General features: G+C 61.7%; 13 protein-coding genes. 5 read left to right on the plus strand and 8 right to left on the minus strand.

What is annotated here, in order from left to right; genetic code table 11:
* Nucleotides 1–96 precede the first annotated feature (96 nt).
* The 3 genes from AB0O97_RS12830 to AB0O97_RS12840 all read right to left on the minus strand — a co-directional run bounded on the left by AB0O97_RS12830 (nucleotide 97) and on the right by AB0O97_RS12840 (nucleotide 3,974).
* Entirely contained in the window at nucleotides 97–774 is a 678-nt protein-coding gene (locus AB0O97_RS12830; protein ID WP_363883148.1) for a transglycosylase family protein, read from the minus strand.
* Between the two features lie 599 nt (nucleotides 775–1,373).
* Nucleotides 1,374–2,537, minus strand: coding sequence for a cystathionine gamma-synthase (locus AB0O97_RS12835; RefSeq protein ID WP_363883151.1), 1,164 nt, complete (start codon nucleotides 2,535–2,537; stop codon nucleotides 1,374–1,376).
* Nucleotides 2,538–2,588: 51 nt separating this feature from the next.
* Nucleotides 2,589–3,974: a cystathionine beta-synthase gene (locus AB0O97_RS12840; RefSeq protein ID WP_363883154.1), complete on the minus strand. Its 1,386-nt coding sequence runs from the start codon at nucleotides 3,972–3,974 to the stop codon at nucleotides 2,589–2,591.
* 80 nt (nucleotides 3,975–4,054) lie between these two features.
* On the opposite strand from AB0O97_RS12840, the gene AB0O97_RS12845 reads away from it, so the two are divergent.
* The 4 genes from AB0O97_RS12845 (at nucleotide 4,055) to AB0O97_RS12860 (ending at nucleotide 6,837) form a co-directional block, all read left to right on the plus strand.
* The gene (locus tag AB0O97_RS12845) at nucleotides 4,055–4,705 is read left to right on the plus strand and encodes an AAA family ATPase (RefSeq protein ID WP_363883157.1); all 651 of its coding nucleotides are present in this window, start codon (nucleotides 4,055–4,057) and stop codon (nucleotides 4,703–4,705) included.
* Nucleotides 4,702–5,190, plus strand: a complete 489-nt coding sequence (locus AB0O97_RS12850) for a helix-turn-helix transcriptional regulator (RefSeq protein WP_363883160.1) — start codon at nucleotides 4,702–4,704, stop codon at nucleotides 5,188–5,190. Before AB0O97_RS12845 ends, AB0O97_RS12850 begins: the two co-directional genes overlap by 4 nt.
* A 10-nt stretch (nucleotides 5,191–5,200) precedes the next feature.
* Complete coding sequence (locus tag AB0O97_RS12855) at nucleotides 5,201–5,602, plus strand: VOC family protein (RefSeq protein ID WP_363883163.1); 402 nt, start codon at nucleotides 5,201–5,203, stop codon at nucleotides 5,600–5,602.
* Nucleotides 5,603–5,832: 230 nt separating this feature from the next.
* Entirely contained in the window at nucleotides 5,833–6,837 is a 1,005-nt protein-coding gene (locus AB0O97_RS12860) for a hypothetical protein (protein WP_363883166.1), read from the plus strand.
* A gap of 101 nt (nucleotides 6,838–6,938) precedes the next feature.
* On the opposite strand, the gene AB0O97_RS12865 is transcribed toward AB0O97_RS12860, so the two are convergent.
* Nucleotides 6,939–10,391 (minus strand): bifunctional proline dehydrogenase/L-glutamate gamma-semialdehyde dehydrogenase, encoded by a 3,453-nt coding sequence (locus AB0O97_RS12865; protein WP_363883168.1) that lies wholly within the window; start codon nucleotides 10,389–10,391, stop codon nucleotides 6,939–6,941.
* Nucleotides 10,392–10,604: 213 nt separating this feature from the next.
* Here AB0O97_RS12865 and AB0O97_RS12870 point away from each other — a divergent pair, with 213 nt between their 5' ends.
* Nucleotides 10,605–11,606: a LysR substrate-binding domain-containing protein gene (locus AB0O97_RS12870; protein ID WP_363883171.1), complete on the plus strand. Its 1,002-nt coding sequence runs from the start codon at nucleotides 10,605–10,607 to the stop codon at nucleotides 11,604–11,606.
* Here AB0O97_RS12870 and AB0O97_RS12875 read toward each other — a convergent pair.
* The 4 genes from AB0O97_RS12875 to AB0O97_RS12890 form a co-directional block, all read right to left on the minus strand.
* Nucleotides 11,582–12,052, minus strand: a complete 471-nt coding sequence (locus tag AB0O97_RS12875; protein ID WP_363843118.1) for a hypothetical protein — start codon at nucleotides 12,050–12,052, stop codon at nucleotides 11,582–11,584. The two genes, AB0O97_RS12870 and AB0O97_RS12875, sit on opposite strands and share 25 nt — an antisense overlap.
* 143 nt (nucleotides 12,053–12,195) lie before the next feature.
* Nucleotides 12,196–12,666 (minus strand): hypothetical protein, encoded by a 471-nt coding sequence (locus AB0O97_RS12880; protein ID WP_363883174.1) that lies wholly within the window; start codon nucleotides 12,664–12,666, stop codon nucleotides 12,196–12,198.
* Between the two features lie 212 nt (nucleotides 12,667–12,878).
* Nucleotides 12,879–13,097: a helix-turn-helix domain-containing protein gene (locus tag AB0O97_RS12885; protein WP_363883177.1), complete on the minus strand. Its 219-nt coding sequence runs from the start codon at nucleotides 13,095–13,097 to the stop codon at nucleotides 12,879–12,881.
* Entirely contained in the window at nucleotides 13,097–13,861 is a 765-nt protein-coding gene (locus tag AB0O97_RS12890) for a hypothetical protein (RefSeq protein ID WP_363883180.1), read from the minus strand. Before AB0O97_RS12890 ends, AB0O97_RS12885 begins: the two co-directional genes overlap by 1 nt.
* Nucleotides 13,862–13,965 lie beyond the last annotated feature (104 nt).

Here is a 13,965-nt window from a genome sequence, read left to right on the forward strand (position 1 = left end):
GACGGCCAGGACATCATCGTCGCCGACGTCCCGAGTGCCCAGGGCCACCCGTACCGGCAAGCGCCGTCTTTATATCCGGGTTTTTATCCGTAAAGCCTAGGCCGGGAGCTGAAGTACTGCGCCCGTGAAGATCAGGTCCGGGTGGATCACGGTGTCCACGTTGGCCTGGTAAAGCGTGTTCCAGCCACCCTGGATGCCGAGCTTGTCGGCAATGGTGCTCAAGGTGTCACCCGATTGGATGGTGTAGGTCTCGCCGCTGAGCGCTACCTGCACAGCGGCCGGGGCCTGCTCTACCGGGGCCTGCACCACGGGTGCTTGTTCTACAGGAGCCTGAATCGGCGCCTGCTCAACCGGGGCTACCTCAACGGACTGTGCCGCTACCGGAGCCGGAGCTGCGGGAACGGCAGCCGGCGAGTAAGCCTGTCCGCCGCCGCCACTCAAGCCAAGCTGGGCGGCGCATGCAGGCCATGCACCCCAACCCTGACCGGCCTGGACCCGCTCGGCCACAGCAATCTGCTGCTCACGAGTGGCATTCTCCGGGGCACCAACACCGCCAAAGGCGGCCCATGTGCTCGGGGTGAACTGAAGCCCACCGGAGAAACCGTTACCCGTATTGATAGCCCAGTTGCCGCCACTTTCACACTGAGCTAGTGCGTCCCAGGTGCTACCGTCGGCCGCGTTGGCACCGGTTCCGGCCATAGCCATGCCGCCACCGGCGATAGCGCCAATGACCAAGACACGGCCGATATTGCGAGTAAGTTTAGTATTTTTCATCGATGCATTCTCCTGCAGGTCACCTGCGCTCCATCCGTCCCCGGACATCTGCGCGCCACCGTCCAACCTATAGATATGGAGGTTGTTTCCGGAGCCTTCCCAATGACGGTGTGCGGTGCTGGAAGGCCCGGGCAATCGTGGGGGCATGAAGTGCCACCCGCCCAATAGGGCATAACTAAGGGTAAAGCGATATCAAATCGATACGCAAATCAGCAAACTGTTACCTAACTGTCATATCTTTTAACAGGCCGATGGTGTATTTAAGCACTTAGTGTTTTTGGGGGGACCCGAAAGGCAGGTTTTCGAAGCTAACTTCGTGGGCCTAAATTCTTCTCGTAGCGGCCATTAAGTGCACTGCTGGTGCGTAAATTCGGGTGCTGCAACGTTGTAGGCCACTTCCGAAAATCGAGGTCATCCTGGTGATGGGGACTGTGAGGACGGTAACCAGGAGGAAGGCGATCTATAACTAGCTCCGAAACAACAGACGCTATCGCGGCAATGGCTGGATTTTTGGAAACCCTATCGCACTGACTGCGATAGCGTTCACGAAAAACAGACCATTGCCGTTGCTGCGCTAGCGTCTGGGGGGCGGGGCGGGGCTAGGACAGGGTGTTCAGGGCCTGTTCCAGATCAGCCAGCAGATCAGCCACGTCTTCGATGCCTACGGAGAGGCGGATCAGGTTTTCCGGCACGGCCAGCTCGGTGCCCTTGACGGAGGCGTGCGTCATTTCCGAAGGGTAGTTCATGAGCGATTCAATGCCGCCGAGTGACTCTGCCAGGGTGAACAGGTGCGTGGATTCGGCCACCTTGCGTGCAGCAGCCTCGCCACCCTTGAACTGCACCGAGATCATGCCGCCGAAGCCGCGCATCTGCTTGGCAGCCAACTCGTGGCCGGGGTGATCGGGCAGGCCCGGGTAGAGCACCTTCTCAACCTCGGGCCGGGTCAGCAGCCACTCGGCGATGGCCTGAGCGTTGGTGCAGTGGCGGTCCATGCGGACGCCGAGTGTCTTGAGCCCGCGCGTGGTCAGCCATGCTTCCATGGGTGCTGAAACGGCGCCCACAGCGAACTGCACGAAGCCGATCTTCTCGGCAGCTTCGGCGTCGGAGACGATGATGGCGCCGCCGGAAGCATCCGAGTGTCCGCCGATGTACTTGGTGGTGGAGTGCACCACAATGTCGGCGCCTAGGGCGAGGGGGTTCTGCAGGTACGGGGACGCGAAGGTGTTATCCACAACCAGCAGCGCGCCGGCGGCGTGGGCCACCTCGGCGAGTGCAGCAATATCGGTGATCTTCATCATCGGGTTTGAGGGGGTCTCCACCCACACCATCTTGGTCTTGCCGTTAGGCCCGCCGGCGGCGACAGCGGCAGCCAGCGCCCCGCCGTCGGACATGTCCACCGCAGCGTTGCTGATGCCCCAGACCGACAGGACCCGGTTGATGAGCCGGTAGGTGCCGCCGTAGACGTCGTTGCCCATGATGATGTGGTCGCCGGGGACCAGCAGGGCGCGGATCAGGGCGTCCTCAGCGGCCAGGCCGGAGGCGAAACTGAACGCGAATTCGCCGCCTTCCAGGGCTGCGAGCTGGGTCTGGAGCGCGTCGCGGGTGGGGTTGGTGCCGCGGCCGTATTCGTAGCCGTTGCGCAGCTTGCCGATCCCATCCTGAGCGAACGTGGTGGTTTGGTACAGCGGCGGAATGACCGATCCGGTGGTGGGATCGGGGGTCTGCCCAGCATGGACGGCGCGGGTGTTGAAGCCTTCAGTCATGGTGTTCTCCTTGCAAATCAGTGGCAAATCAGTGGAAAAGCAGTCGGTAAATCAGTCGTTGAGGTAAGTCAGTAGATCGTGACGGGTCAGCACACCAACGGGTGCCCCCACAAACGTCACCATCAGCGCGTCCACATCCTGCAATTTGGTGCGGGCGGCAGAAATCGGTTCCAGCGAGCCGATAATGGGCAGCAGCGGCTGCATGTGTTCGGTAATGACGTCCGTCAGCTTGGCCTCGTGCCGGAACAGCTTGCCGGTCAGGGTGCGTTCATCGACCGAGCCAATCACCTCGCCCATCACCACGGGCGGTTCAGCGGTGAGCACGGGAATCTGGGAGACGCCGTATTCGCTCATCAAGTTGATGACATCACGCACTGTCTCGTTCGGATGAATGTGCACCAGCGCCGGCAGCTGCCCGGTCTTGGCCTTGAGCACATCGCCAATGGCTGGCTCGTCGGTGACCTTCAAGAAGCCGTACGACTGCATCCACTTGTCATCAAAAATCTTGCCCAGGTAGCCGCGTCCGCTGTCCGGAAGAAGCACGACGACGACGGCCTCAGGTCCCAGATCCTTCGCAGCTTCCAGCGCGGCCACCACGGCCATGCCGGAGGAACCTCCCACGAGCAGGCCCTCCTCGCGTGCCAAGCGGCGGGTCATGGCGAAGCTGTCGTTGTCCGTGACGGCGATGATCTGGTGCGGCACGCGCTTGTCGTAGGAGTCGGGCCACATGTCCTCGCCCACGCCTTCTACAAGGTACGGCCGGCCTGTGCCACCTGAGTAGACAGAGCCCTCGGGGTCGGCGCCGATGATCTTGACCTCGCCGCCGTCGGACTCGGGACGGTCCGCGGAGGCCTCACGCAGGAAGCGCCCGGTGCCGGAGATGGTGCCGCCGGTGCCAACGCCGGCCACAAAGTGGGTGACCTTGCCTTCGGTGTCGCGCCAGATTTCGGGGCCGGTGCTTTCGTAGTGGCTCAACGGGCCGTTCTGGTTGGAGAACTGGTCCGGCTTGTAGGCGCCGGGAATCTCCCTGACCAGACGGTCCGAGACGCCATAGTAGGACTGCGGACTGTCGGCCGCGACCGCCGTCGGGGTCACGACCACCTCGGCACCGTAGGCCTGCAGCACGGCGCGCTTGTCCTCGCCAACCTTGTCCGGAACCACGAACACGCAGTTGTAGCCGCGCGCCTGGGCCACCATGGCCATGGCTACGCCGGTGTTGCCACTGGTGGGTTCCACCACGGTGCCGCCGGGCTTGATTTTGCCTTCTTTGGCAGCCTCATCGAGCATCTTGACAGCGATGCGGTCCTTCGCGGAACCGCCCGGGTTCATGTACTCAAGCTTGACCAAAACGGTGGCCTGGAGCCCCTGCGTCACCTTGTTCAATTTCACCAAGGGGGTGTTGCCAATAAGGTCCAAGACAGAGTTCGCATACTTCATACACCAAACGTAGTACCCTGCCGTGGAACTGGCCAAGACAGGTTACTCTTTAGGGCTTTGGGCGCAATAAACTGTGGAGCATGTTCACAGCCGCAGATCCTCTCCCGGAGCATCCGCAACGCATCCTTGTTGCCGGGGTTTCCGGTTCGGGAAAGTCCACCCTGGCCCGGCGTATTGCCGCGCTGCTCGGGACCCGGTACACGGAGCTGGACAGTCTGTTCCACGGGCCCAACTGGGAGCCGCGCGCGGAGTTCGCGGAGGACGTCGAGAATCTCACCCAAGCGTCCGCCTGGATTTCGGAGTGGCAGTACTCGTCCGTGCGTCCCCTGCTGGCGCGGCGTGCAGACACCCTCATTTGGCTGGACTACCCCATGCCGGTGTCCATGCTGAGGCTCATTCGGCGCACTGTTCGGCGCCGGCTTCGGCACGAGGAACTCTGGAATGGCAACTATGAAGGTCCGCTGTGGGGGATTTTCACCGACCCCGATCACATTATTCGGTGGGGCTGGAACACTCGGACCTCGCTTAGGGCGCTGGTGCCGACACTTGATTCAGCTTTTCCGGAGCTCCACGTGGTGCGATTGAGATCCCCGCGCGAGGCAGATATGTGGCTGGGCCGCTTGGCCGCGGAGGTAACTGCAGCCTCTGCAGCCTCTGCAGCCTCTACGAGTCAGGATGAACCAAGGCAGGCCCTGCCCGTCCGGGATCAGCTATTCCGGGACCAGCCATGACGCCTGAGGAATTGGCCACACTCACGCTGCTGCGTAAGGCCCGGGACATGATTGACCGGGACTACGCCCAACCCTTGGATGTGCCCACCATTGCGGCGAAGGCCTTTATGTCCCCGGCGCATTTCTCCCGAAAATTTCGCGCAGCCTATGGGGAAACACCGTACAGCTACCTCATGACGCGGCGGATCGAACGTGCCGCGGCGCTGCTGCGGGCCGGTGTTTCGGTGACGGACGCCTGCATGGCCGTCGGTGCCACATCGTTGGGCTCCTTCAGCACACGATTCACCGAGATCATGGGCGAGTCCCCCAGTAGCTACAAGTCCCGGGACCACAGCGTGATTGCGGCTATGCCGCCGTGCTTTGCCCGGGTCACCACCCGGCCCCGCCGGGACGCTCAGCCACGCAGCGCAGGAAACACCAGCAGCGTGAGCAGTGCGGGGAAACCGAGCAGGATTCAAGAAGCGTCAGAGCGCACCGGACCATAAAATTGGTGCCATGACCATTTCACTGCAATACACGCATTTGACCGTCCACGATCCCGATCAAGCCATCGCGTTCTACCGCGACGCTCTGGGCTTGGAAGTCCAAAACGATGTCAGCAATGGCGACTTCCGCTGGGTCACCATGGGCACCAGTTCCCAGCCCGGACTCGGCATTGTGCTATCCGAACCGCACGCTGGCCGCTCTGCGGAAGACGGCGACGCCATGGCCCGGCTCTTGGCCAAAGGCGTGCTGCCCATGCTGAATTTCACTGCCACCGATCTTGATGCCACATTTGAAACGGCCGTGGCCGCCGGTGCCGAGGTGCTACAGGAACCCATCCAGCAGCCCTGGGGCCCTAAGGATTGCGCCTTCCGCGACCCGTCCGGCAACACGGTCCGCGTCGCACAGGCCTAACCGCATAATTGCCTGCGCCCGCGTGCGCCCCAGCAGGAAATGCGCCCGCCTCCCATTAATGCGCCCGGTCTACGGGGTTCATTTATGGGAGGCGGGCGCATTTTTCGTCAGGATGTAGACAACAACCGGCCATGTGATGCTCTGGCCCGCCGCGGCACGGCTCCAGAGTTATCCACAGGTCCGCTGGATCGCTCTTATACGGCAGCCCTATATCTGGAATCCTTGAAGGCATGGACACGCCACGGTTGATTCTTCCTTCCGATGTGGAGCTGGCCGGCCAAGATTCACGTCTTCTTGCCAGACTCTGCAACAACGGACGATACGTCCGTGTCCGCCGCAGCGTTTACACGGAAGCGGCGCAATGGCAGGAGCTTGATGAGGCGTCGCGGTATGGCCTTCGTGCCACCGCATTTCAGCTGACCACCAAGCGCCCGCCGATCTTTTCCCACACCACCGCAGCACTCCTGTGGGGATTGTGGGTCTTGGGCCTGCCGGAGAATTTGCACATTCTCACGGACGAGTCGAACGGTGGGCGCAGCCGCGGTGACATCACCCGTCATTTGCGACGGCAAGATGACGTGGTGGTACGTTGCGGGCCGTTTCTCCTTACGGACAAGCTCACCACCACGATTGAATTAATCACCCGGTTGAAATTTGAGCAAGCTGTCGCCGTGTGTGATTCCAGCATGCATCTGGTGAGATATCCCAAACCCGGCAACGTGTTCACATCATTGGCAGTCCCCACCAGCGATCATGCTCCACAGTGGAACACGGACACCCCGCTAGGCCAGCCCCTTTTGAAATCCAATCTCCTGAACGCCGCCGAGTCGCTGCCGTCCAGGTCTGCCCGCAATCGGGCGGTGGCAGTCGTTGAGTTTGCCTCCGGACTTTCCGGTTCTGCCGGTGAGTCCATCAGCAGAGTCCGCATGTCCCAGCTCGGTTTTGTCGCTCCGACACTGCAACATGGCTTCGTGCTCCGAGACGGCCGCAACGCATTTGTCGATTTTTGGTTCGAGAAACAACGCAAGGTCGGTGAATTCGACGGCAGGAAAAAGTACCTGCGCAAGGACTGGGCGGGCGGCAAGTCACTCGAGGACCGGATCATTGACGAGAAAAACCGCGAGGACCAGATTCGGGCCCAGTGCGCTGGCTTCTTTCGGTGGATTTGGGCGGACTTGATGGACCTCAATGGCTTTGAGCGACTTCTCCGACAGGCCGGCATTCCGAAAAGGTAATTCACCTGCGAGAAAATGCGCCCGCCTCCCATTAATGCGCCCGGTCTACAGGGTTCATTTATGGGAGGCGGGCGCATTTTCCGTCAGACGGACGGCAAGGCCTAGATCAACCCGTCCGAGAGGTTGTTGGGCGTGCCGAAGCGATGCGCTGTGATGCTGACGGCCTGCTCGTGCAGGAACGGCAGCATCTCCACACGCCCGGCCTCGGTAACCTCACCGTGGTAAATTGCCAGATCCGGGCGTCCGCCAGTTGCCTCGTATACCGCCAAGGCGTCCCCACTGATGAGGCGGATACGACCCGCTCCGAAGCGCCGCGCATGAGCCAGCCACTCGGCGTCCTTCTCTGCTGTGACGGTGATACGCAAGCTCAGCAACAGGGCCTTCAAGGCGTTGGGAAGTTCGACGCCGGAGGAGACTTCCGGGGTTGCCCCGGCCAGGATTCCTGCCGCAAGTACGCGCATGAGCCCGGCTACCGAGCCTCCCTCGGCAAGGCGAACCAGAGGGTTCAGCGGCAGGTAGCGGAACACATTGCGCTCGGCCGACAATGCTGAAACATCGCGTGCTTCGCCAAACTCGGAAGCCCATGCCGCGGCGTCGCTGTGCAACGAGCGCTTCAGGAACGCCTGCTCCTCGGCGGACAAATCCGAAGCCGCATTCAGCATCTTGCGGGCAGCATCGCCCAACGGTGCGGTTGCCGCAGCCGTGGCAGGAACCCAAGACCCCAGGCCCACCAAGTAGTTGGGCCCGCCAGCCTTGGTGCCCGCGCCGACGGCCGACTTCTTCCAGCCACCGAATGGCTGACGCTGCACAATGGCGCCGGTGATGCCGCGGTTGACGTACAGATTTCCGGCTTGGACGGTGTCCAGCCACAGACCAATCTCAGCGGAATCCAGCGAGTGCAGGCCGGAGGTGAGCCCGTAGTCAATGGCGTTGACCATGGCGATGGCTTCTTCGAGCGTCGCGGCCGTCATGATGCCCAGAACCGGGCCGAAGAACTCGGTCAGGTGGAAGTGCGATCCGGGCGCAACGCCAGTGCGAACACCCGGGGACCAGAGCTTGCCACTCTCATCCAACTGGCGCGGTTCGATGGCCCAGCTCTCGCCTGCATCCAAGGTGGTCAGCGCGCCAAGCAACTTGCCGGCGGCCGGTTCAATGATGGGTCCCATCTGTGTGGTGGCGGTTTCCGGGTACCCAACGGCAAGGCTGGAGGCCGCGTCGATGAGCTGATTATGGAAACGAGCAGATTGAGCCACGGATCCAACCATGATGACCAACGATGCTGCCGAGCACTTCTGGCCCGCGTGGCCGAACGCCGACTGCACCACATCCTTGGCGGCCAAATCAAGGTCGGCGCTGGGGGTGACGATGATTGCGTTCTTGCCGGAGGTCTCAGCCAGCAACGGTAGATCGGTGCGGAAGCTACGGAACAGTTCGGCGGTCTCATAGCCACCGGTCAAGATGACGCGGTCCACGGAGGGATGAGACACCAACGCCTTGCCGAGTTCGTTTTCGCCAAGCTGGACCAGAGCCAGTACTTCGCGGGGCACGCCGGCATCCCAGAGGGCCTTGACCATGAGGGATCCACTGCGCTGGGCTTGCGGGGCGGGCTTGATGACCACTGCGGAACCGGCGGCCAGTGCGGACAAAGTGGAGCCCGCTGGGATAGCCAACGGGAAGTTCCACGGCGGGGTCACCACGGTGAGCTTCGCTGGGACGAAGGTTGCGCCGTCGACCGTTTCTAGATCTTTGGCACGCTCGGCGTAGTAGTGGGCAAAGTCGACGGCCTCGCTGATTTCGGGGTCGGACTGGTCCAGCGTCTTGCCGGTCTCCGATGCCATGACCTCCATGAAATCGGCGCGGCGGGTGTCCAGGAGATCGCCGGCACGGTGGAGGATGGCCGCGCGCTGCGCACCGCTCATGGCACCCCACGCAGCACCGTGCTCAAGGGCGGTGGCCACGAGGGTATTCAGCTCCTCCAACTCGGTGACGGTGGTCTCGGCGACCAGGTCATTGCCCAGAACCGAGCCGGGGATGCGGGCCAGGATCTCCTTGCCCCACACCTGGTTGGGCACCAGCGACGGGTCAGTGTCCGGGGTATTGGCGAACCCGGATGTGGCAGCTGGAATCGCAGGCAGGTTGCGGTCCTGGACACGGTTGCTGGGCGGCACCGTGGTGTCCAATTCGGCCAGAGAAGCCAGGAAGCGCTCCTGCTCGCGAGCGAACAGAGCCTCGTTCTCGGAGAGTTCAAAGACGGCTGACATGAAGTTGTCCTGGCTGGCGCCTTCTTCCAAGCGCCGGATCAGGTAGGCGATGGCGACGTCGAACTCGCCCGGGTGGACCACGGGTGTGTACAGCAGCAGCGAGCCCACATCCTTGCGGACGGCTTCGGCCTGACCGGTGGCCATGCCCAGCAGCATCTCAAACTCGAGCGCACCGCTGGTGGTGTCGATGCCGCGCTGCTGAGCGAGCAACCAGGCGTGGGCCACGTCGAAGAGATTGTGCCCGGCAACGCCAATATGGACGTTGTTGATGTGCTCGGGGGTCAGCGCGTAGTTCACGATCCGCTTGTAGTTGGTGTCGGAATCCGCCTTGGTGCCCCAGGTAGCCAGCGGCCAGCCAAACACCGAAGCCTGGACCTGTTCCATGGGCAGGTTGGCGCCCTTCACGATGCGGACCTTGACGGCGGCGCCACCCTCTGCGCGGCGGGCGGCGGCCCACTCCTGCAGGTCAATCATGGCGGCGAGCGTGTCCGGCAGATAGGCCTGGAGCACAATGCCGGCTTCGAGATTCTTGAACTCGGGCTTGTCCAGAATGCGCTTGAACACCGCGATGGTCATGGTGAGATCCTTGTACTCCTCCATGTCCAGGTTGATGAACTTGGCTTTGGCGAAGGAGTTGGCCAACGTGTACAGCGGGGTGAGTTTCTCCACCACGTGGTTGACGGCGTCGTCGAAGGCCCATGGTGAGTGAGGCGCCACGGTGGAGGATTCCTTGATGGAGACATAGTCGACGTCGTCCCTCGCCAGTAGCTTGAGGGTCCCCTCGAGGCGTCGGGCGGCTTCGTTCTTGCCCAACACGGCTTCTCCGAGAAGGTTCACGTTGAGGTCAACGCCGTCCTTGCGGATCTTGGCGATGGCCGGACCCAGCTTGGCGTCGGTGGCATCCACAATCAAGTGGCCCACCATCTCGCGGAGCACCTTGCGGGCAATGGGAATGACCAGCTGCGGCAGGATCGGGGCCATCACGCCACCGACGCGAACGGCACTGCGCATGTACCAGGGCAGGAAGGCCGGAACCTTGGGCGCCAGGATGGCCAGGTTGCGGGCGGCGACGGATAGGTCCTCGGGACGGACCACGCCGTCAACAAAACCAACCGTGAAGTCCAGCCCGTTGGGGTCCTTCAAGACACCGGCCAGACGCTGGGCCGAAACATCTGCCGGGAATGTGGCGGCCTCGCTCAGCCAGTGCCGCACAAGAGCAATGGTTTCCTGGGCAAGATCATTGCTGGGAACCGGAATGTTCGCGGCGGTGGCCGCAGAGACGGTGCTTGTCATAGTTTTTACGGGCTTCTTTTCTGCTGGTGCCTGATGAGTTGCTGCTTAGTGATCAGGGAAGCGAGCGCACCTGACATTTGTGAGCCTGTGCGGCGGCGCGTAGCGTTCCCCTCAGCTCCAGTATGAGAGTAATGTTCAATAAGCAAAAGTGGTGATTTATGATGAATACTCAACACGTTTCCTAATCAAATCCTCATCAAACTTGGAGAAGCCATGCTCGAGCTGAAACGGCTGCGATTGCTGCGTGAATTGCACATTCGCGGCACCTTGGCCGACGTGGCCGCAGTGATGCAATACAGCCCCTCTGCCGTGTCCCAACAACTGGCACTGCTGGAGAAAGAAGTGGGTGTTCCGCTGTTCCGCAAGGTTGGCCGGCGCGTTCAGCTGACGGCTCAGGCAGAAATTCTGGTGGAGCACACCGCCGAACTTCTGAAAACTCTGGAACGCGCCGAGGCTGATATGTCAGCCTCTCTGACAACCGTGACCGGCACGGTCAAGATGGCCGTCTTTCAATCGGCAGCACTAGCCCTGATACCGGATGTGCTCACCGCAATGGCGCAGCGCTATCCAGATGTTCGCATTGAGATGATCCAGCGCGAGCCGGAAACGGCCCTGCATGAGACTTGGGCTAGAGACTTCGATCTGGTTGTCGCCGAACAGTACCCCGGCCATGCCGCTCCCCTGCAGCCAGAGCTAGACCGCGTGGTTTTGACCACCGACGCCATCCGCCTCGCCGTCCCTGCTGCAGGCGTCAGCGGTGGGATGAGCCGTCTTCGCACCGAACCCATCACTTGTATTGCGGACACCGAAAATCTTCCTTGGGTCATGGAACCTCGCGGCGCAGCCTCGCGGCACTGGGCCGAACAAGCATGCCGGCAAGCGGGATTCGAACCGGATGTGCGGTTCGAAACGGCTGATCTGCAGGCACAGATTCGCCTCATTGAATCCGGAAATGCCGTGGGGCTCATGCCCGATTTGATGTGGACTGGCCGCCCGACCCCGGTGACCCTGATCGATCTGCCCGAAGCACCCCGCCGCACCATATTCACCTCAGCCAGGCGCTCCAGCCGCAACCGCCCGGCGCTGCTGGCCTGCCGGGATTTACTGCAGCAGACAGCCGAAGAGCTGGCCGCCGCCGATCCTACCGCAGGCCCCTCCGCCGGCTCGACATCCGGCCACGCAGATTCCGATCAGGGCGCTTCCGGCCCGGTATAGGCTTCGTAGACCGGGTAGGGGGCCTCCAAATCTGGCGCTTCGAACCAGTCCGGAGGCGTGAAACCAACAGGTAGTTTGTCGGGTAGCGTCACCAGGTTGGGTGGTGGCACCTGGTCCGGATCAGGCATGAAGGCTGGCAGCGGCTTGGCAATAACCATCCCGATCGGAAATGCACTGCCACTGGAGCTGGCCTGAGTTTGTTCCTGCGCCTGTTTACGGACAAGATCGGCCGTTTCGCGCAGCATCGAGGTTGCCTGCTGGATTTTCTTTGCGTGACTGGCACGGAATTCGCCCTTGGCACGGTTCGCGTCCTCGCCGACCCACCGCACTCGTTGAAAATTGCTCAGCAAATCCGCTCGTGTCCCGTCGAGCTGTTCGGCGCTGTTGTCCATATGCTTGGCGAGGTTGCGGAGTTCTTCCGGGTCCGCTCCGATAAATCCTGACATTGTTGCCTCCACTGCGGGGCACCGCCCACGTCGATGTTCGTGATCTTTTTCGAGCCTACGCGCCACCGCAACGCCTTGCCATGGGTAGAGGTGCCCTCCGATTCCGGCCCAGGATCGGGAAAGTGCGACGCCGGATGGCTGGCTCAGTGAGCCAGTTCCCTAACGATGGGGCCCAGTAGGCGGCCCATGGCGTCGGGGTCTGACTGAATGTCAAAGCTCATGAGCACACAGTTGGGTGCCACCTGATGCACCCACAGCCCCGCCACCGGCAGGATCCGGAATTCAAGGTTGAAGGGAGCGGCCTTTCGACCCAGTTCCTTCTCGATGGAGTGCACCAGCTTGGGCAGCGCCAGTCCCGGGCTGTTCCTGCGGGTCCGCCATTGTTCAACTTCATATCGCTTGGCCGTTTCGGCTGCCCCTGTAGCCTGACGCAGCCGGTTTTCCACAGCCTGCAGGAAGGCCGGCGAGCGTTCCTCCAGCAACAGGCCAGCGACATCGTAAATGGAGGCCCGGCTGCGTACGAGCTCCCCAAACCAGTGGGCCCATTCAGCGGCCAGAGCAGTGTCTCCGGCAGGTCCGGTGACGGGAATATGCTCCGGAACTGCAGGCGACATGGGCGGCACGAAGAAAGGCCGCGTGGCGGGCAATCCGTAGACGTCACGGATGTAGAGGGCCACACTTAGCGGCCAGGAGATGCCTCCGCTAGCGCGCCAGCCCTGAGGCACACGCTCACTCGCTGCGCTTCTTTTCCACATAGCTGCCCCTCACCGTCGTGACATATTCGCCCAGCCTAGGTCCGGCGTCGTGCTTTGGCCACAGTAGAAAACTACGCCAGCTCCAACAGCTCCCCTACCTCGCAGTCCAACGCCCGGCAGATGGCCAGCAGCGTGGAGAAACGGATGGCCTTGGCTCTGTCATTTTTCAGGACGGAGAGGTTCACAATACTGATGTCAACGAGCTCCGCAAGCCGTGTCAGAGTCATGCCGCGCTCGGCCAACAGCTCATCAAGCCGGCAATGGATCCCGGATTCTTCATCGTCTGCCACTAAATGAGCCCTGCCGTATCCTTTTGAACCTTGCTACCCTGACGGAACAGCTCAGCTAAGACCATGAGCACCAGGGCAACACCGATGGGCCAGAAATTGAATTCCCAGAAATAGGCCACGGACGGCATGCCCACAATATTGTGAATGTCGGTCCATGCAATGGTTTCACCGCTCAGCTCCCACGCAGTGGCACCGAGCACTTGTTCGGCAGCCATACTGCCGCCGAAGATTTGGCACGCTTGCCAGATCGTCCCGCCCAAGAACACCACACCGGCAACTATTTGCACACCCTTGACCAGCGCAGGAACAAAAAGTGTCTTGTTCATGACCGAGGTGCACAGTTTAATAATGACCAAACCGGCCCCCACAGCTAGGGCAGATTGCGCCACCACTACCCCGGTGAGCATCAGTCGGGTCGCAATAGTCAGTCCACTGACGCTCACATTGGCCCACGTGAACCCACCCGATTCAACGGTGGCAAGAGGCGTGTCAATGGTTACGGTCCCTGGCAGCGAGGGCCAGAACTCCTGAACAGGCAGTTTCACGGTGACAGCATCACCCCACACCGTAGACACCATGGCGGTGAGGCCGCCGACAACACAGCCCGCTACGTAGAGCCAGGCAATGCGGCGAGTGGCCCTGACCATCCCCCCGCCAGCCACGGCTTCGGGGTCCTTGACCGAGCTCCTGCCTGCAAACAAGATCAACGCCACGATAGCTAGCACCGCCACCACCAACAGCCACGACCACATTGAAAAAGCCACCAGAATCCCCACCCTTAACGCTGATCGATAATAACGATAAACGTTAACCTAGCATGATTCCTCAGCTTGCACACCCCTTGTCAGTCGCGCGTGCGACCATGGAT

The organism is Specibacter sp. NPDC078692, assembly GCF_040686835.1.
In the GTDB taxonomy this organism is placed as follows: Bacteria; Actinomycetota; Actinomycetes; order Actinomycetales; family Micrococcaceae; genus Specibacter.

What these genes read in the sequence shown, in the direction of transcription:
- AB0O97_RS12880 (WP_363883174.1), bottom strand. Translation starts at nt 12,666, where the DNA reads ATGTCGCCTGCAGTTCCGGAGCATATTCCCGTCACCGGACCTGCCGGA.
- AB0O97_RS12850 (WP_363883160.1), top strand. Translation starts at nt 4,702, where the DNA reads ATGACGCCTGAGGAATTGGCCACACTCACGCTGCTGCGTAAGGCCCGG.
- AB0O97_RS12860 (WP_363883166.1), top strand. Translation starts at nt 5,833, where the DNA reads ATGGACACGCCACGGTTGATTCTTCCTTCCGATGTGGAGCTGGCCGGC.
- AB0O97_RS12875 (WP_363843118.1), bottom strand. Translation starts at nt 12,052, where the DNA reads ATGTCAGGATTTATCGGAGCGGACCCGGAAGAACTCCGCAACCTCGCC.
- AB0O97_RS12855 (WP_363883163.1), top strand. Translation starts at nt 5,201, where the DNA reads ATGACCATTTCACTGCAATACACGCATTTGACCGTCCACGATCCCGAT.
- AB0O97_RS12835 (WP_363883151.1), bottom strand. Translation starts at nt 2,537, where the DNA reads ATGACTGAAGGCTTCAACACCCGCGCCGTCCATGCTGGGCAGACCCCC.
- AB0O97_RS12830 (WP_363883148.1), bottom strand. Translation starts at nt 774, where the DNA reads ATGAAAAATACTAAACTTACTCGCAATATCGGCCGTGTCTTGGTCATT.
- AB0O97_RS12870 (WP_363883171.1), top strand. Translation starts at nt 10,605, where the DNA reads ATGCTCGAGCTGAAACGGCTGCGATTGCTGCGTGAATTGCACATTCGC.
- AB0O97_RS12865 (WP_363883168.1), bottom strand. Translation starts at nt 10,391, where the DNA reads ATGACAAGCACCGTCTCTGCGGCCACCGCCGCGAACATTCCGGTTCCC.
- AB0O97_RS12840 (WP_363883154.1), bottom strand. Translation starts at nt 3,974, where the DNA reads ATGAAGTATGCGAACTCTGTCTTGGACCTTATTGGCAACACCCCCTTG.
- AB0O97_RS12845 (WP_363883157.1), top strand. Translation starts at nt 4,055, where the DNA reads ATGTTCACAGCCGCAGATCCTCTCCCGGAGCATCCGCAACGCATCCTT.